The following is a 21,056-nucleotide window of genomic DNA, read 5'->3' on the forward strand; positions in this document are numbered from 1 at the left end:
GATCCGCGGCCGATCGGCTCACAGCACGACGAGCGGCGGCCACCCCACGGCCCGGTGACACGCGGCACAACCTGAATGTCCACAAGCGACGGACTCAAGTCGGCGATGAGGTCTCGTCAGCCCGATTCTCCGCCGGGCCACGCCGTCCGTGCCCGCCCTTCTCACATCTCCGCTGCCGCGGTTGCGGGTGGAGTTGCCCCCTGGTTCTTCCTCCCTCCCGTGCGACACCCCGTGCGACACCCCGAGCGGCCCGCCGCAGCCTCAACGGACGAAGGCCTCCGACCTCGCACCGCTCACTCGGCGACGAGGCAGAGTTGCGGCAGGACGAACCAGCGCAGCTCCTCGAAGTCGTCCGGCAGGCCGGTGGCCTCGTCATCGACCACGTCGGCGCGAGCAGCGAGCAGGTTCCGCGCCTCCTCCAGGTACTTCGTGAGGATCGTGTCGTCGGCGTGAACAGGCGACGCGGTAGCGCGCGCGGTCACCGCGGAGCGCAGATCGGGCAGCTCGCGGGGAACGAGGGCGGAGCCGCGGTGCCGCCACAACCCGGTTCTCGGGTCGAAGACGTAGTCGGTCAGCAGGCGGTGGCCGTGCCGGGCGACCAGTCGTACGGCCTCGACGAGGTAGTCGCGGACCGCGTCGGTGATGAAGTAGTTGAAGTTGAGGCGCACCCAGCCGGGCTTCACCCCGTGGTACCCGGCCGCGGAGTTGCGGTCGTAGCCCTGGGATTGCCGGTCGTCGACGAGGAGCAGCCGGTGCCCGTAGGGACCGGCGCAGGAGCACCCGCCGCGGGACTGGATGCCGAACAGGTCGTTGAGCACGGCGACCACGAAGTTGTGGTGCAGGAACCGCTGCCCGGACCGGATGCGGAACGACACGATCGACAACCGGTCCGCGGTACGGCTGCCGAGGATCTCGATGCCGGGTTCCTGCTCCCACTCGGCGACGGCGTGCCGCCACAGCAGTTGTTCGCGGGCATGGATCACCCCGGCACCCACGGCATCCTTGAGCGCGAACACCAGACCGGCGCGGACCGACTCGACGACCGCAGGCGTGCCGCCCTCCTCCCTCGACACCGGATCGTCGAGGTAGCGATGACCTCCCGGGTGGACGAACGCCACCGTTCCGCCGCCCGGCACGGTGGGAACCCTGTTGGTGACGAGGTCGCGGCGCACCACCAGCACACCGGGCGTTTGCGGGCCACCGACGAACTTGTGCGGTGACAGGAAAACGGCGTCCTTGTGGTCGCCCCGTCCTGGTGTGCTCTCACGCATGCGAACAGGCACGTGCGGTCCGGCCGCAGCGTAGTCCCAAAAGGACAGTGCGCCGTGTTCGTGCAGCAGCGCGGCAATGCCGTCGGTGTCAGTCAGCACACCTGTCACGTTCGACGCGGCGGAGAAGCTGCCGATCCGCAACGGGCGGTGGGAGTGGCGGATCAGCTGCCGGCGCAGTTCAGCGATGTCGACGCGGCCCCACTCGTCCTCGCCGATGGCCACGACGTCCGCGACGGTCTCGCGCCAGGGCAGCTCGTTGGAGTGGTGCTCGTAGGGTCCGACGAAGACGACCGGGCGTTCCTCGCGAGGGATCCGGTCCGTGAGCGAGTACTTCTCGTCCAAACCGGCCGGGAGCCGGATCTCCAGCATTCCCACGAGCTTGGTGACCGCCGCGGTCGCGCCCGAACCGCAGAACAGCACCAGGTCGTCCTCCGTTCCTCCGACGGACTGGCGAATGAGCAGCCTCGCCTGTTCCCGCAACATCGTGGTGTACCGACTGGTGCTCGAGCTCTCGGTGTGCGTGTTGGCGTAGCGGGGCAGCACCTCGGCACGAATGAAATCCTCGATGAAGTCGAGCGCACGGCCCGATGCGGTGTAGTCGGCGTAGACTGTCTTCCTTGCGCCATAGGGGGTGTCGAGCACCTCGTCGTCGCCTATGATTCCACGCCGGACAATTCCGATCAGCGACTCATCCGACTCACCACGGTGATTGCTCGCCGTCTTTCCGTTGCGGAATCCGATTCGATGGCAAAGAATTCTGATCAGAGACACCTGCACGAGCTTGTCACGGCCAACGACGAATCCACAACCCGAGTTTCCACCGAGAACCAGTCAAGACGCCTGCGAGGCGACTTGCCCACAATTTGCGTCGCGCGAGAGAATCACTTGAGTGTTTTGTGACTTCTTCCGCCGCTGACGTCCCCGAACTTGACGCTTGCAATACTCAAGAAGACGGTCAGCTCAACTCGGCCGCAGTCCGTCGGGACTTCCCCGCCGGGCCGACCCGCTACCGAACCCTGGAACTGCTCAGGCTGGCACCTCCCGGGACCAGCTCCCACCGTCGGCCGCACGAGTACCGGCAGCGGATCCGCCATGGAATTGAGTCTCAGGTTTTCGCGAGCCGACGAGTTCCCGGCTTTCCGTCCTGCGAGCGGGAACAGGTGGCAGCATCGACTTCCAACCCCGTTGGTGCTCCTCCCCCTCGTCCTGAACGCCTCAGCGCGACCGCCCGAACTCGGGCTCACCGTAAGCAGAACGCACGGTGTCCACCATCCGCCGTCCCGCGGTGCGGAACGAGCGATCGACCAATTCGAACCGCGATCACCACGTCGCTGTCCTCGCCATGGCCATCGGCGACATTCGACGTAGGGGCGACGAGCTGGTGTCGGAACTTCCGCACCGGCTGGTCGGAGCAGGTCCAACGACGGTCCAGCCCTGGGCCTGCGGCGCCGGGTGTACCGGACGGTCCCGGGTCGGCTCCGGGGCAACGGTCGAGATGCACGCAAAGGCATCGGACCTCGTCCTCGACCAGCGGAAATGTGCGGCAGGTCTGCTGCACGAGCAGGTGGCAGTGTGACCTCCCGCAGTGACAGCGCGAGGTCGAAGTCGAGTGATCGCGCCTTCTCCGACCAGAACGGCGATCGACACCCGAATCGAAGCGTCACCGCACGACAGCGCGCACGAATTCACTTTCGCGCCATTCACGATGGTCGTTCAGGTCGAGATCGAACGCGACGCCGGACATGGTCCTCGCCGAGAACCGATCAAGGCGTGCGGACGACCATGCCCGCCGACCGATATGTCGTGACCGGTTCGGAGTGAACCTCGATCCGGCGGCCTCATCCGCGGCGTTCGGAAGTACACAGCTGGGCGCCCGGAACCCTCCGATGACCGGCGGGTCGATGGACTGGCGACGAAAGGAGGCTCCGAAAAGCTTACGCGCAGGATCATACCGGATAGAGGGATCTTGCCATAAGCGTGCACGCCCTCCGGGCAACCGCAGCCGAACGCGGCGTTTTCACCGTGATCCAGTCGGTGCCGTTCCGGCCTCCGGAACGGTTTGGTGCCGGCGTTCCGTCCGGCCGACAGAATAAGTCCAGCCGAGATCCGAGATCCGAGATCCGAGATCGATCGTGCCCTGTTCTGACGCAGTATTGGAGAAGCGCCGCTCATGTCCAAGGGGAACGTCAATCCCAATCCGTCGCCGAACCCGGCGGCGAACCCGCTCCCCTCGGCACCACCGGTCAGCACAGGCACGCGCGGTGGTACCGCTGGCGACAGCGGTTATTCCATGAGCGACTCCGCGATGCACGGGTTGCAGAAGAAGGCGGGTGACCTCGAGTCTCGGCTATCGAGCATCGCGAGCGGTCTTCGCGGTCTGAACTTGAGCAGCAATGCGCTCGGACCCATCGGCCTGTTCGCGGTGCCCGCGCTCAACGCGTCCAACGACAACGCGATCACGCAGGCGGACAAGGGGGCCAATGCGTTCACCGGCATCCAGTCCGGCCTGAAGGCCACACACCAGACGTCGACGACGACGGACACCAACCTGGCCTCCAACTTCCGCTCGATCGACCCGAGCACCAACGCGACGCCGCCACCCGGCGCCGCCGCGTCGACCACCGGTCTGAACACGTCGGGCGACAAGGTCACCAAGCCTGAGTCGATCAAGGGGGGCGGGAACTCCACCTCGGGACCGACCCCGCAGAGCGGCGGCGGCAAGGTCACGCCCGCCCCGGGTCCAGGGGGCAGCTCGGCCTACACGCCGCCCCTCGGACCGGCTCCGACTGGCGGTGGCAAGGTCACGCCGACACAGGCTCCCAGGGGCGGCACCGGTTTCACACCGAGCCTCGGTTCCGCTCCTGCGGACAGCGGCAAGGGTGGCCCCGCGCAAGGCCCCAAGGGCAGCGGCGCCTCGCTCACCCCAACCCTCGGCACGCCGCCGGGCGGTCCCGCCGCCGGTACGCCGCCAGTCCCCGGTGGCACTACCGGTACCCCCGGTTCGAAGAGCGGGGGTACGCCCGGCGGCGGCAGGGCCGGGGGTGTTTCGACCGCGCCCGGCTCCGGTGCCACGCCCGGTCAGGTCGCCGGTACCAAGCCCAGCGCGACCCCGCCCGGTCCGCAGGGCGCCGTGCCTCCGCGCGGCGCGGCCGCGTCCGCCATGTCGCCGGGCACTTCTCCGCCAGCGCTACCCGGTGCGATTCCCGGTGCGACCGGCGGTGACCGCGGCGCCAGCAAGGCCGGTCCAGGCGGCACGAAGGGCACGTTCGACGCGTCCAAGCCTGGCGCGCCCGAGAGCACCACCACGAAGGTTCCGCCGAGCTCCGCCTCGACTCCCCCGCCCGCTCCGAAGCCGACGAGCCCCACGGTTCCCGTCGCTCCCGGTACGCCCTCCACGCCCGGCGGAACCTCTGCTGGTGCCGGCACGCCCAAGCCCGGCGGTGTCCCCGGAGGCGTTCCGGGCGCGGTGCCCGGCGGCAACACCCCGTTGACGCCCGGTTCGCAGAGCGCCGTCGCGACCCCGCCCCAGAGCGCGGGCCCGCGCGGTGGTGCCAGTCCGGCCGTGACGCCCCCGCCCGCGGCGGGTCTCGGCACGGCCCCGCCCGTGGCGCCGGGCACGACCCCCGGCGCGACCGGCGACCGCGGTAGCAACAAGTTCCGCCCCGGCGGCGCGAAGGGCGTGTTCGACGCGCCCAAGGCCTCGACGCCGCCCGCGGCTCCGCAGTCGCGCCCCGGCACGCCGCCACAGGTGTCGACGCCACCGTTCTCTTCTCCGGACCCGACACGCCCGGCACAGACGTCTGTCCAGAATCTCGGCCAGTCACCGCCCGTCCAGACGCGACCGGCCCCTACCACGCCGCAGGAGACCAAAGCGCCGAACTCGAACACGAACGCAGATGGCACTCGCAAAGACGTGCCGAAGGTCGGTGCGCCGCCGGCGATGACGCCACCCACCCCGGAGTCCCACCGGGGCAAGGACGTGCTGTCCGACGAGTCCTGGCGCCACGACCCGGCCAGGACCGCCAAGTGGTCCACCCCGCACAACCCGGCCGACCGCAGCACCTGGGCGCACCGCCGCAACGACACCGACGTCCGCACCGTCGACCTCGACGTCCGCGACATCCGCACCGACAGCACGCCGAAGAAGATCGAGGCCTACAAGGGGCTGATCGGCTACGACCTGCGCCGGATCGAGACCAGCCCCGGCAAGTTCGTGCAGGAATACACCGTCAAGGCGTATCTCGAACCCACCGGCAAGACCACCCCCGAGCAACTCGCCCAGCTCAGGAACAACGCCACCAACGGCGTCAACACCCTGCTCAACCAAGGCTTCCGGCTCCCCAGCGGCGACCAGTTCCACCTCAACCTCGAATTCACCGACACCAAGACCGACGCCCACACCACCATCCACGTCGACCCCGACAACCCCGACATCGACCAAGACCACTGGAACCCCACCACCAGCCCCGAAGTCCTCGCCCACGAAACCCTGCACTACCTCGGCATCCCCGACGAATACAAAGACACCAGCCGAGTACTGCAACAACACGACACCAACACCGGCGTCCACCACAACGACGGCAGCCTCATGGGCGCCGACATCCACCTGCCCGACCCCGGCATCCGCCCCCGCCACCTCTGGCTCATCGAACGCACCGCCACCAGCCAGGTCATGGTCCCCGACACCACCATCGACCCACCCGGCCCCGCCACCGTGCCACCACCCGCGGGCTGGACGCCCACACCGCCACAAAACGACGGCCACGCCTCAACGCCCAGCACCGACGGCATCGCCGACGTCGACTCGAACCCGAGTCCCGACGCCGACCTCAAGACCAGGCCGGCGACCATGCCCGGTCGGTTCTCCGACTCCGATTCGGACAGCGATGTCGACATCGACGTCCGTCCGAACCAGACACACCTACCGAACCTGGACCGCGTCGGCCTGGTCGAGTCGGTGCTGCGCAGCGCGGCGTTCCAGAACGCGCCAGTCCCGAACGCGTCCCCCCTGGTCGGCTCCGGTGACGTGCGCTCCACTGTGGACACGGTGCTGGCCGACGTCCGGCAGAACCCGCGGAACCACAACCACCCCGGCCTGACCCCGCCCGCCCTGGCGAACTGGGTCGCGAACCAGGTCAGCCCCGACACCCTGGCGAAGTTCCACCCCGATCTCGAGCCGACCACCCCCGGCCTCACCGCCGACACCAAGGCCCAGCAGTGGCGGGCCAACCTCGCCGGCGACCTGGCGAACGGGTCGTCGAGGCGCTGGGACGTCGTGAACGCCGGTCCGAAGGCCGACGGCACGAACCCCGGCGACGTCGAGGTGATCAACCACCTCACCCGGCAGGTGGCTGCGAACGGCGCGTTGCCCTCGCCCGCCGCTCTGATGGAGAAGGCGCTGCAGACGCCGTCGTGGGCCGACTCCCACGTCGGCTCGCGCCTGCCCGACTCGATCGCGCAGGCGTTGGACGTGCAGCTCGTCGTCGACAACAACGGCGTGCAGACGGTGCACGGTCCGGACGGCGCGACGCAGGTGCGGATCAGTTCGCAGAACGGCACCTTCGGCGCACTCGGCGCCCCGTCGGCCCAAGAGGTCCGCGCCGGCATGGAGGCCTGGCTCGCGGGCAAGTCCTCCGCGGAGGTCAACCAGACCATCGCCGACCTCTACAAAGGCCGCCAGGACCAGGGCCTCTACAACGCCGCGCAGAAGGTCCAGCTCGTCAAACGCGCCGCCGCGCACCCCGGCGGCCCGCAGGCCTTCGTCAACGCCCTGCGCGAACGAGCCTCCACCCTCGAGAACCGCATCGCCGAGGTGAAGTCCCAGGCACCCCGCCGCAGGTCCAGCCTGTGGAAGAACTCACAGCAAGACGCACAGCGCGCTCAGGTCGATGCCCAGGTCAAGACCCTCACCGACCTCCTCGACAGCACCAACAGCCAGATCGAGACCCTGGCCGCGCAAGGGCCCGCGCTCGGCACCACCCACCTCATCGACAAGTTCGTCGCCGGTCCGAACGCCGACAACCTCGAACACATCCCCGCGGACGTCCTGCCCCGCCTCGACGCCCAGTTGACCGCGCAGATCACGGCAGCCGAGAACGCCGGCTTCGACGCCACGGACCTGAAGAAGCTGCAACAGCGCGTGCAGAACGAGGCAGACGTCCGCGTCGTGACCAACCACGCCTCGACCCGGGGTCTGGATGGGCTGAGCACCCAGTTGGACGACACGAGGGAAGCGCTGCAGAACTTCCGCGACGGCAAGTCGTCGAACACCGGTTTCCAGGGCTTCCTGAACAAGATGCTCGGCCAGGAGGTCGACACGTCCGTCGACTTCGACCAGAAGATCGCCCAAGCGGAAGCGATGGTGCGGCAGGCGGAGCGCAACCTGGCGTTCACGACCGATCCCGACTACGGCAACCGCTTCGACAAGGCCGCGGAGAAGTACGCGAAGCTGCAGTCGACCATGCGGCGGCTGGAGCAGTTCAACGCCGAGCTCGACGCACGTGCCGAGCGCCTGCGCGACCTCGAAACCAGGACCCGGGAGTTCAACGCACGCCAGCTGGCCCGCGCTCTCGAAGAGCACCGCACGCAGCAGGACGCCGCAAGCGCCTACAGCGATGCCAGTTCCGACACGCAGTCGGAGGTCGACGCCCGCTCCGATGCCGACGCGCGCTCCGATGCCGGCACGCAGTCGGACGACGGCGCGCAGCCGGACAACCTCGTGCGGACCCCGCGGCACGAGCACGCGGCGTTCCGGGCATCGCTGTACGGCAAGTCGCAGGCCGAACTCGCCGAACTCGCCCAGCAGCACAGCACCCATCCGGACCGCTCGTTCGAGATCGAGCAGATGGCCCGCTACCAGGAGATCGCCCACAAGCAAGGCGGCCTGCCGCAGCACCTGCGCGACCTGCAGAGCGAGATCCGCCAGACCCGCGAGGAGGTCCGAGACCTCAGGCGGACCACCGACGCCCTGCCGGACGTGTTCAAGACCGAACTGATGCGCACGGACCAGGCACAGCGCTGGGCGGAGCAGCAGCGGCTGATCGAGCACGCCCGCGAGCTCGACCAGGAACTCATGCGGCTGCAGTACGACCGCACCGACGCGCTGACCACCTACGCGCTCACCCTGCCCGCCGACACGAACGCGCCCGAGTGGCAGACCGTGACGCCGGTCGACGCCGAGATCATCGAGAACCGCGTCGACGATCTCATCCGCGACGCACGCATCGGCGGTCTGCCCACACCCGAACTCGACCGCCTCTACGACCAGATCCGGGAAATCCGGATGATGGAGACGCCGACCCCGTCCCGGCACGAAACACCGGTACCTTCCCGGCCCGAAACCCCGACCGCCGAGATCGACGACACGGCATCGATCCACTCCGGCGGCAGCACCTCCACCGACTCGGACACCGACACCCAAGACCGCGAGAACACTCTTCGCGACGAGACCTGGCGGCAGGAGACCGCGCCCGTGCGCGGCCCGCGGCCGTTCATGCAGGACCCGGCGACCAGGCCCGCCGGCCCCGACATGGACCTCGTCGTGCCCGGCGGCCTCGACCCCGTCAACGTAGGCACCTCGCAACGCTCGTTCGAAGCATCCCTCTACGGCCTCGACACCGCCGCCCTGCGCGACATGCAGCAGACCTACGGCCGCGACGCCGCACGCTCGGCCGCGATCGACCACATGATCGAGATCTCCCGCCAGTCAGGACCACCCGCCGTCCACGACCAGCGGCTGCAGATCGCCGAACAGCGCCTCGCTGAGGTGAAGTCGGCCCGCGACCGCTGGAACGCCTCCGACATCATCCCCGACCGCCTCAAAACCCAAGCCATGCGCGAAGACCAGGCAACCCGACGCGCAGCCGCAGACCGCCAGGCCAACTACTACCAGCACCGCGTCAACCAACTCCGGATCGACCGCAACGCCGCCATCACCACCCACGCACTACAACTCCCAGCCGACATCAACGCACCCGGCTGGCGCCGGTTCAGCAACGCCGACCTCGCAGCCGTGCGATTCCACATCGACCAGCAGATCCGCGAAGCACGAGCAGGCGGTCACAACACCACCCACCTCGAAGCCCTCGTCGACTTCACCGAACAACTCCGACAAGCACGCCGAGACGCCGACACCGACACCCGCCCCGCGCCGCAACCGGAAACCCGTCCCGCACCGCCCAGGCCGAGGCCCGGCCCCGTCATCCCGATGACGACCACGGCGCCGCAACCGGTCGGCCAGATCCCGGACACGAACCTGCCGAGCTTCTTCCAGGACAACAAGGCGCTAGGCTCGATCGTGCCGACCGATGTGCGCGGCGCGGACGCGGTGGTGGCCGAGATCAACGGGTTGAAGCCCGACGACGCCACCCGCATCAAGAACGCGATCGAGAACGACTTCGAGACCTTCCTCGGCGACGGCCGCAACTTCCAGGTGAAGATCGGCAACGCCTGGTTCGAGGCGAGCATTCGCGCCGAGATGCACGCGGACACCGACACCAGCGTCACCGACGCCGCCGGCACCAAGGTCGACAAGAACTACCAGGCCGCCGCAGCGTCCACGACGACGAACAGCATCTCGACGTCCAACGACGTCGGCGGTACGGCGATGGCCGGCGTGGCGATGGGCCCGTACGGCTCGCTGGGCGGCAAGGTCGCGCTCGCGACGCCTGCGGTGTCGCAGAACACCAGCACCTCCATCACCGAGCAGCGCGCGATCAAGGGGTCGGACTCCGGGTCCAAGAAGGTCACGGTGCCGGTCTCGTACGAGATCACGCTGCACGACGCGTCCGGCAACCCCGTGCTGTTCTCGACGCTCGGCACCGGTCCCGATGTGACGCTGCAGGTCCCGAACGACCTCAGCACGATCGTCGACTCCGGCAAGTCCTCCCGGACGGTCACGCCGGCCGACGCGGCGTGGGGCGTCAAAGCCGAGAACGTCGTGCCGGAAGCCGTGGTGGTCAAGGACTCCGGGAAGCTCTTCACCGACGTCGCGGCCAACCTGCACCCGTCGATCACCAAGATCGGTTCGCCTGGCCGCGAGGTGCTGCAGAACTTCCTCAGCCCGACCTCGATCCGCAACAACCTGCCCTCGATGCTCGGCGGATTCGTCACCTCGCCGGACCTGATCAGCCCGCACGCCGGCAAGGGCGCCGCCGTGCAGATGAAGGCGACGCTGAAGGACGCGAAGCTCGTCGGCACGCACGCCGACGCGGGGCTCGACCTCAAGGACATCTTCGCCTGGGGCAGCAGTGTGTCCGCGTCCACCAAGACCGGGTTCGACGTCACCGCCGGCTTCGGCGGCAACGTCGGCGTGCCCGGCCAGGCCGGCGCCACCGCCGGCGCGACGGGCGGGTACTCCGCGCGCACCGCGGAGGGTGTCAACGCCGGGGCCAGCTCCAGCCGCAAGTCCGGCATCGGTGTCAAGACCGAAACCGGTCTGTACGAGGTCACCGCCGAGATCGAGGTCCAGGGTCCCGCGGGCGAGCCCGTGACCACGGAGATCACGACCTACCTGCGCATGGGCCTGGGCGAGGCCGGATCGGTGGGTCTGCCGACGGTGGGCAGCGCCCTCACCACCACGACCGATCCGGCGACCGCGGGCACCAGGTTCCTGCCGCCCTACGTCGCCGACACCCTCGCCGCGGGCAACGCGAAGGTGGGCGAGTTCGTACCCGCGACGAAGGTGCAGAACCAGGTCGAGGCGAAGCTGCGCGAGCTGCCCGGGTTCGAGAAGTTCCTGCCGAAGTGGAACAACCCGGACGCGAACCCCCGCTCCGGCAAGGGCCAGGGGTTCGGTGACGTGGCCAAGCAGCTCGCGAACCAGCGCGAGCTGGACGCGAACCTGTCCCCCGCCGCGCTGAAGGCGAACATGGACAGCCTGCTCGGTCCGGGTGTGCAGGTGCAGCTGAAGAACTCCGGCAAGACGACGAACACCTACGTCAACGTCACGGTCAAGGCGAAGCTGTCCAACCCGGACCACCTCGGCAAGGCCGAGGGGCGCACGGTCAGCGACTCCACCACGAGCGGCCCGAAGCTCGACGCGAACACCAGCACCACCAAGGGCTGGACCGGTGGCATCACCGGCAGGGCCAACATCCCGGTGAAGACCGACGTCGCCGCGCTGACGCCGATGCCGCAGGCCGGTGCGTCCTACAGCCACTCGTGGACCGGCAAGACCTCGGCGGGTCCGGCCGTGAGCGCCACCTCGTCGAACCCCGGCAGCCCTGACGCGCAGGTGTTCCGGAACGACGTGGAGTTCGAGGTCGAGATCACCACGTTCACGAGGCCCAGGAAGTGGGTCCGCACCATCATCCCCGGCGCCCCCGGACTGCACGCCCCGGACGTGAAGACCGTGGCCAGGACCGGCGAGGGCCTGGACAAGATCAGTGGAAAGGTCAACCTTTGGGTGTCGGAGTCCTCGACGCTCGAGGACGACCCCGGCGACGGGTTCAAGCCGGGTGAGCCGAAGGCCACGCCGATCGAGAACTCCCCGACCGTCAAGGACCTGCTGACCCCGGGGCAGGCCCGCCCGAAGTCGCCGGAGTTCCTCCACGTCGAGGCCGTCGTCAACACGACGGAGCTGCGCGACCAGGCGATCGACGCGCTCAACCGAGCTGCCGAGGGCGACTCGGCGCTCACCACGCCGGGCACGGAGTCGCGGGCGCAGATCGACAAGCTGTTCGCTCCGGAGAACATCAAGGCGAACCTGCAGCGGCTCATCGAGACCGGCGTGCAGGAGCAGGGCCTCAAGTACGACCGCCGCGTCGCCGACCGCTCCGGCGCGATCGGCGTGTCGGTCAAGCTCGGCGAGGCGAAGCTGGTCGCCATCTCGGACACCACCGGCACCGACAACTCGGTCAGCGGTGGCTACAAGGCCGGCGAGTCGTCCACGACGAGCCGGTCGGTCGACCTCATCGGCGGCATCAACGTCCCGGTGCGTCCCAACGTCACGCCGCCACCCGCCGGCCAGCCGTCGAACCCCAGCGGGTCCGGCGGTGTCGCGGTCACCGGCAAGGTGACGCCGTGGTCGGACAACAAGACGACGTCGCACGACATCGGCGGCAACGTCGACCGCGGCCGGACCACACCGGACGACGCCCGGACCGTGCTCGTCCAGGTCGACGCCGAGTTCACGATCGTCGGCGAGAGCCGCGCCGAGAACTTCGCGCACGGCAGCACGCCGCACGCCGAGGGCGTGAAGGTGGACCTGCCGAAGTCCGTCTTCCTCCGGGTGTCCGAGGACGTGGCGCGGGACCTGGGGGTGCTGCCGAGGGTGGCACCGGCCGTCCCCAAGCCCGACTTCCCGAAGATGGCGCCGCCGTCGACGGTGGCACCGGGTGAGCCCGGCGCGCTCGGACTGTCGAACGTGGAGACGGTCCCCGACCTCTCCGCGGCGGTCAACGAGCTCACCACGAAGCTGTCCACGAGCACCAAGAAGTTCGGCAGCAACCCGCTGATCCCGGACTCCGTGCTCAAGGACTCGATGAGCAACCTCCAGCGCATCGTCGACCTCAACTCGCCGACGAGCGTCAAGGCCATGATCGACAGCGCTCTGGACGGTGGCGTGCCGCTGCTCGTCCACCAGCCCGGCACCTTCGGCAAGGACTCCTACCAGGTCACGCTGCGGGCGAAGGCGGGCGAGCCGAAGTTCAACGAGGTCGTCAACGACGGCGTCGACATGTCGCACAGCGACGGTGGCTCCCGCAAGGACAGCGACGGCAAGGGCCGCGGCACCGGCTGGGGCCTCGGCCTCCGGGTACCGGGCCTGGCCGCACCGGGCAGTGCGAATCCGAACGTCTCCGGCACCGCGGGTCTCAGCGCGATCGCGAACATCGGGTCCAACCACAGCAGCTCGGTGACGGCCTCGACCAGCACGGTTTCCGGCCACAACCGCACGGCGAGCGGTCCGGCGGCGCGGTACGACGTGCCGGTCGAGTTCGAGCTCGTCGTGGAGAAGGGCTCCCAGGAGATCGCGAAGGTCCACAGCGCCGAGCAGGACATGGTCGTCCGCACGCACGCGGACAACCAGAAGGTCTCGGAGCCGACGACCAGTCGTGGCACCCCGCAGCCCTACATGTCGGCGGCGAGCAGGCGCGGCAGCGAGTTCGGCACGCCGGAGGCGACCTACGCCTTCCAGCAGGACAGCCGGGCCACCGAGCTGCCGGCGACCGCGTCGGTGGAGAACCTGCGCGGTGCGGGCGACCTGCGCGACGCCGCCCTGAAGGCGATGAAGGAAGCCGGTGCGGGCAAGGGGCTCACCGGCAAGGGCACCGGCTCGCTCAACAGCCTGTTCTCGACGCTCAGCTCGGAGAACCTGCAGCCCCACCTGCCCTCGATGCTGTCCGGACCGCTCGAGGTTCCGGGTCTCAAGGAGGCGGCGCTGACGTTCGGCCAGGACGCCGACGTCAGGGTCTACGCGAAGCTCGTGAATCCGCAGCTGGACTCGCTCAGCGACGGCGTCAAGATCGAGACTCCGCTGACCACGAAGACGACCGACGTCTCCAGCGAGGGCAAGGTCGCCGACACCGCCGACGCGGCCGTGGGCCTCGCCCAGGGCAGCGCCGCGGTCAAGCAGGGCGATCCCAAGGACACCGTCAACGTCGGCACCGGCGGCGTCGAGGTCAGGCACGCGAACGAAGACTCGTCCGCGGTCTCCGGCGGCCCCGCGCAGGCCGAGGGCGGCAACGTCAAGCCCAAGGATCCGGCGCGCACCGGCCTGGTGAAGTTCGACGTCGAGTACCGCGTGGTCGCGACGATCGGCGGCAAGACCGGTGTGGTCGACCTGACCGTGCCCGGCTCGGCCGGGGTGCGCATGTCCGCCACCGAGGTCGAGTCGATGCTGAGCCAGAACTTCAGCGACTCGCTGAAGGACGCCCAGACCGAGGTCAAGAAAGCAGCCGACGACTGGCGTGAGGCGGAGAAGGAGGTCGACGAGGCCCGGCACCAGTCCCGGGAGGTCATCAACTCCGCTGCCGCGGTACTGGCGAGGACCGACCAGCCGCTGGGTGACGCCGCGACCGCGTTGAACACGGCGATCGAGAACCACATCAACGCCGAGGCCCAACTCCGGACGCGGCAGACGGCGTTCGACACCGCTGTGGCGGACGTCGCGCAGACCCGAGCCGCCATCCAGGAGCTGACGCCGCACATCTCGTCGCTCAGCCAGGACGCGCTCGTGACCAAGGACGCCCTGGACGACGCCCAGATCGCCGGAGCGCCGAAGGCCGAGCTGGACCGGCTCGCGCAGGAGGCCGACGCGGCGCACACCGCGTTGACCGACGCCCAGCAACAGCTCACCGACGCCCACACGCAGCTCGACGCGCAACGCAAGGCCGCCGCCGACGCCCGCGCGGAGCTCCAGGCGCAGGAGAAGGCCGTCTCCGACGCCGCAGCGGCACGCGCTCGCGCCGAGGAGGCCCACAAGGAGCTCTCGGACGAGCGGGCCGCGGCGGAAAGCACGATCAAGGACGCGGAGACCAAGCTCAACGACGCCCGCACGGCCGCGGACGCCGCACAGCAGAAGTGGTGGGACGCGAAGGCGGAGGCGGACCGCCAGGTCGACCTCTACAACTCGACCCCACCGCCCGTGCCGCCGAAGCCCACGCCGCCGGCGTCGCCCGCAGCACCCAGGGACGCCGCCACCAACACCACGACGAACGTCGACGAGAAGCCGCTGCCCCCACTGCCCACCGAACCCTCCGCAGCGAAGACCGGCCGCAGCGACGCCACCACGAACACCACGGCAAAACCCGACGAGAAGCCGCTACCCCCACTTCCCACCGAACCCTCCGCAGCGAAGACCGGCCGCAGCGGCGCAGACACGGCCTCATCCACTCCCGCAACGGAGACCACCAAGGAACCGAAGAAGGTTCGCGGCGGTGGCGCGCCGCCGGCGATGACGCCACCCACCCCGGAGTCCCACCGGGGCAAGAACGTGCTGTCCGACGAGTCGTGGAGGCACGACCCGGCCAAGACCGCGGAGTGGTCGAACCCGGTCGACCCGGCCGACCGCAGCACGTGGGCGCACCGCCGCAACGACACCGACGTCCGCACGGTCGACCTCGACGTCCGCGACGTGCGCACGAACAGCACGCGTACCAAGATCGAGGCTTACAAGGGCTTGATCGGCTACGACCTGCGCCGGATCGAGACCAGCCCCGGCAAGTTCGTGCAGGAATACACCGTCAAGGCGTATCTCGAGCCGACCGGCAAGACCACTCCCGAGCAGCTCGCCCAGCTCAGGAACAACGCCACCAACGGCGTCAACACCCTGCTCAACCAGGGCTTCCGGCTCCCCAGCGGCGACCAGTTCCACCTCAACCTCGAATTCACCGACACCAAGGCCGACGCCCACACCACCATCCACGTCGACCCCGACAACCCCGACATCGACCAAGACCACTGGAACCCCACCACCAGCCCCGAGGTCCTCGCCCACGAAACCCTGCACTACCTCGGCATCCCCGACGAATACAAAGACACCAGCCGAGTACTGCAACAACACGACACCAACTCCGGCGTGCACCACAACGACGGCAGCCTCATGGGCGCCGACATCCACCTGCCCGACCCCGGTATCCGGCCCCGCCACCTCTGGCTCATCGAACGCACCGCCACCAGCCAGGTCATGGTCCCCGACACCACCATCGCACCGCCTGGTCCCGCGACTGTGCCGCCGCCCGCGGGCTGGACGCCCAAGCCACTGGCATCCACCGCGAACGCTGCTCCCGGCACCGGTAGCGTCCCGGCACCGGGCACGGCGGAGGCGACACCCGCCACCCGGCTTCGCTCGGCCTCCTGGCCACTGCCTCGCACGCACCAGGCCGCCGAGCAGTACCAGGCACGACCCATGCCCGAAGGGCAGCGGCGCGAGTCCATCAGGGGCAGCAGGCGCGAGTCCCTCAAGAACAGGCGCGAGTCCCTCAAGACGCTGTTCACCGTCGACATTCCGGGGCTGTTCAGGAGGCAGTCGCTGGCGTCGCCGGTGCCCACCGCTCCCGCGGCGGCCGTGACTCTCGCCTCGTCCGACCCGTGGGTCGGCTTGCTGCACGCCCAGGCCGATCCGTCCACTGTGGATGTCGAAGTCCTGAAGACCCACGTGGCCCAGGCGGTCGCCGAGGGCAAGCCCGGCAAGGCCCGCATTCTGATCAACCGCCTGCGCGGATCGGACAAGCAGGCCGACGTGCGGCAGCACTACGACGCCGCCGTCACCGCGCGGGGGGACGAGGGTTCCGTCGAGATTCCGAAGGAGCTGCACTTCGCCTGGTTCGGCACCACACCGAACGCGGCCGCCGTGCAGAGCCTGCTGGAGTGGGCCGCGAAGGTCCGCGAGAACAACGAGAAGTCGACCGGCCCCGAGCAGAGCTGGAAGGCCACGCTCTGGACCGACGCCTCGTCGGCCGGGTGGTCCCCCGAGGTCAAGCAGCAACTCGTGGACGCGGGCGTCGACATCCAGCCGGACGTCGACTCCCTGGTCCACGAGCTCTCGACCGACGTGCAGAGCCGGACGGACACGAGGACCACGATCGACGATGTCTACTCCGCCGCCAAGGACCCGAGCGCCAAGGCGTTCAACCTCCAGTCCGACATCGCGCGGTACGCGGTGCTGGCCAAGCACGGTGGTGTGTACGTCGACGTCGACATCCGCCCCGGCGCGGTGTCGCTGACCGAGGTCGGTGACCTCAAGATGCAGCCGACGGACGTGCCGCTGCTGGCGCCGCGGCTGCGGGACCAGCACAGCGTCGAGACCGCGTTGGCGCGGGTCGACGACATCGCGCCGGGCACGGAGCTCAGCACGGCCGCCGAGGTCCAGTACGACAAGGGCGAGCTGAACAACAACTTCATCGTCACGCCGCCGGGCAACGACTTCGTCCACGCCCTCACCGACATCATCCCGAAGAAGTTCGAAAGCCTGCAGAGCTACGGCATGGCGCAGACGGCCTTCACCAAAGCGCTCAAGAAGCAGGCACCGGACATCTCCGGGCCGAACGTCCTGGTGGACGGTGGTCTCGCGCCGACGACCGGGCTCATCGGCCAGTTCACGATGAGCCCGGACAACCACGGCCTGCAGATCGAGATGGACTACCTGCCGGAGCCGGTGCCCCTCGTCGACAAGCGGGACTACAGCGCCCTGTTCGACCCGGACGTCAAGAACAGCTGGTCGGGGCTCGAGTGGGTGACGGCCGAGAGCGAGGCCCAGCTCGACACGGGCTCGTCGCAGGCGTCGTTGCGGGACGCGGACGTGACCGTTCCCGCCACCTCTCGTGCTGGAACGACCCCGGTGGCGCAGGACCTGTCGCAGGGTTCGCCCGGCCCGAACGAAGCGGTGACGGCGGTCGCGAGCCCTGCGGGTCTCCCCGCCGGCACCGGCCCGGCCGGCGGCGCACCGGCACAAGGGCAGCGCGACAACACCACGCGGCACGAGCTCACCGAGCAGATCGCGGCGATGGGACTCGATCCGCAGCACGCGGCATCGACGTTCGACGGCCTCACCGCGCTGGGGTCGGTGGAGAACCACGTCGCGGACGTGCTGTCGTCCCCCGGTGTGCAGGGCCCGGTGAACCGGATCCTGACGGCCTCGGGCTCGTTGAACCCGGAGCAGACCGGGCGCGTGCGCGACCTGGTCACCGATCTGCTCGTGACCACGAGCGCCGTACCCGTGCGGCATCGTCGCGTCGGCGACATCACGAAGCTGAACCTCGGCCACGTCCACGAATGGCAGTCCGCGCGGCCCATGCCGCCGGCGACGCTCGAGAAGGTGCTCGCCGGGATCGCCGCCGACGTCGAGGCAGGCCGGGCACCGCTGGCCGACCTGCCACACCGCGGAGCAGACCCGCTGCCCCGGCGGTTGGCCGTGCTGGGGACGCTCAACCTCACGCCGCACGCGCGGGCCGAAATGCTGGCGCACCCGCCCTTCACGGCGCTGCTCGACTCACCCCACCTCGCCGACGCGCTGTTCGCCGGCAGGGGCCTGGACGAGCAGAAGTTCCTCAACGCGTGCGAGCCGGCCGCCGTCAACACAGGGCTGCGGGCCGTGTTGCCCACGGTCATGGCGCAGGTGCTCGCGGGCCGCGCGGTCGCGGACAGCGTGGAGCGGGCACTGCTGCGCGCCCTGGAGAACGACCCCGAGCCGCTGGCCAAGAAGGACAAGCTCGGCGGGCGAACCGTCGAGCAGCTGGTGCGGGACCGGATCGCGGAGGCACGCGAGACGTTCGACCGGCTGGAGGAGCAGTCGAACGCCGGCGTGGAGAACCAAGCCGCCCTGAGCGACGAGTGGGGACGGGTGATGCAGAAGCTCGCCGCCGTCTCCGATCCGAACGAGGGCGTCGACTCCATCCCGGTGCTCAGCCGCAAGTTGATCGACGGAGCCTGGACGGCCAGCGCGGCCATGTCGCTGCCGATGGGAGTCGACCGGCCGGTCCGGCGGGCCTCCGGCGTGACCGAGAACTACCGGTTGCTCGCCGAACAGGTCCTCGCGAATCCCACTCCGTCAGGCTGGGCCAGGCCACTCGCGGACATCGTGGACAGCAGGTTCTGGTCGCAGTTGCACCACGTCGGCGTGCTGCCCGTAGCACTCGAGGGGCGCTTCGTCGGGCACGCGCTGTCCGTGCAGGCGGTCCGCCACGAAGGTGTGGAGGTCTACCTCGTCGGCGACCCGAAGAAGACGCACTTCGACATGCTCACGCAGTCCGAGTTCGCCGCGTGGGCCGCCCGCAGCAACGCCCAGGCGGTGTTCCCGCGTCAGACCGCTGCGACCTCGCGTCGTACGACCGCCCGACCGACCGCGCCCACCGAACCGGCGCACCAGTCGACGAGGCCGAGCCCTCCCCCGCCGACGAGCCCGAGCCTTCTCTCGTCGCCGACGACCGCGGCCCCACCTCGGACGTCGCCGACGGACGCCACGACCGCGGCCCGGCACGACAGCGTCACCGAACAGCGCCACGGCCGGCCGCGGCTGCCGGAACTGGACCTCGGCAGGCCGTTCGTCGAGGACCTCTTCGACGAGATCGACGCCCAGTCGGCCGCCGCGCCACGTCCGATGGCTCTGCGGGACTCCGTGCAATGGCGAGTTCCGGACGACCCCGCACCGCTCACCCCGGACCGGCTCGAGCAGGAGTTCGGCATCCCGAAGCGCAACCAGGAGCGGTTCCAGAACTTCGTCGACCGCTTCAACATCGTGCTGGACGTCCGTCCCACGAACCCGGACTCCGTTCGCTGGCTCCACGACGGCGCGATGCCCAAACCCAAGGACATCAAGGCGAAGACCATCAACCAGACCGACGTGCTGCTCGGTGCCGACCCGAAGAACGTCGGGCTCGTCGGGTTCTTCCAGCCCGACCCCGACCGCGATCTCTCCGGCGTCGCCCCGGAGCTGCGGGACAAGGCCGCCAAGCGGTTCGACGAACGCACCGCCGAGTTCGCCGAACTGATCGGCACGATGGACAGGTACGAACAGGAGGGGAAGTTCAAGGTCATCGACGGTGTCGTCCACGGGTCGAACTCGCGGGGCGACTTCATCTGGGTCACCGGTGACGCCGACATGTACGGCATGTACGACACCGACGGCAACCGGCTCGGCGAGGAGGACTACGAGAGCATGGTCTTCCTGTTGGTCAACCGGAACGTGGGGGTCCAGCACGGTGCACACCTGTACTGGGATCCGGTCACCGACTTCGACCGCAAGATCTTCGACACCATCGTCGGCAGGCACGTGTCCGATGAGCCGCTGGTCAGGTTCAGCCCGGGCCAGCCGGCGTCCCTCGTGCTCGCCGATCCGCTGCCACCACGCGTCGGGACCGACAGCCGGGCCGCACGAACCGGCTCCGAAGGAGCCGAACAGCGCGAGGTGGCGGAGGCCACCCCGACGAAGCGCCTCAGCCGGTACGAGGAACACGTCAGCAACACACGACGACACCTGCGGCACTTGGCGTTCGACGTGCTCTCCCAGCCCGCTCCCCCGCCAGTCACCCCGGACGGCCTGTACGCGGCGGCCGGACAGGTGGTGCGCCGGCACCCGGCAGCCCTGCGCGCACAGGTGCTGAACCACGCCGCCACCACCGCAGCGGTGAGCAAGGCGACCGCGGACTTCACCAGGTCCAGGCGAGTCCACACAGGACACCTGACCGGTGCGCTCGTCGAGAACGCGAACTGGAGGATGCACACCGACGCGAAGGAGAACACCGGTGCGGGTAACGCGCGCGACCTGCTCGGCCACCTGATCGCGACTCAGCTGGGCACGACCTTGGTGCTCCACCAAGGCGCGGGTACCGCACCACTGGTGCTGGCGCCGATGGGCGGCCACGTCGGAGCTTCGATCGAGATCGACATGGTGGTGGTCGACGGCCGCGTGACCTACCGACCTCACCGGCCGCTCCGGCGGGACGCGTGAGTGGCCCCCGCACCGCGATCCAGGTCGGCGAGAGCCTGCGTCGTGGTGGCTAGCCACAAGCACCGCGCCCAAGCCGCGGCAAAGCCGTGCCCGTCGCGGCTTGGGCGCTCAGATCTGCTCAGTCGATCGCGCAGTCCGCCGAAGCACCTGCTCCGCGCGGAAGTCGGCGATCTTCGTCCACTGTGGACGTGAGCCGGAGGAGTTCGACGAACACCCAGCCCACGCTGACATGCCGAGCCACCCGGAACCCGCAAGTCCGGCCGGACTCGACCCTGTGCATCCGAGCGTGTACCGCCCGGAAAGTCATCGCTGCGGCTCGAGCTGCATGTCGGTACTCCGTTTATCACCCCGCCGAGGATCCGCGTGCGGACGGGGCGCCAGCCAGAGACGTCGAGATC

2 protein-coding genes are annotated in these 21,056 nt (G+C 69.3%); one reads left to right on the forward strand and one right to left on the reverse strand.

What is annotated here, in order from left to right; genetic code table 11:
• Window positions 1-293: 293 nt before the first annotated feature.
• Window positions 294-1,913, reverse strand: coding sequence for an aminotransferase class V-fold PLP-dependent enzyme (locus tag BMY74_RS19115; protein ID WP_245786231.1), 1,620 nt, complete (start codon window positions 1,911-1,913; stop codon window positions 294-296).
• A 1,648-nt stretch (window positions 1,914-3,561) separates the two neighbouring features.
• Between BMY74_RS19115 and BMY74_RS19125 the strand changes: the two genes are divergently transcribed.
• The gene (locus BMY74_RS19125; RefSeq protein ID WP_143091620.1) at window positions 3,562-20,658 is read left to right on the forward strand and encodes a glycosyltransferase; all 17,097 of its coding nucleotides are present in this window, start codon (window positions 3,562-3,564) and stop codon (window positions 20,656-20,658) included.
• The last annotated feature ends 398 nt before the right edge of the window (window positions 20,659-21,056 follow it).

The sequence above is a fragment of the Lentzea albida genome (assembly GCF_900111005.1).
Classification (GTDB): Bacteria; Actinomycetota; Actinomycetes; order Mycobacteriales; family Pseudonocardiaceae; genus Lentzea; species Lentzea albida.

What these genes read in the sequence shown, in the direction of transcription:
- BMY74_RS19125 (WP_143091620.1), top strand. Translation starts at nt 3,562, where the DNA reads ATGAGCGACTCCGCGATGCACGGGTTGCAGAAGAAGGCGGGTGACCTC.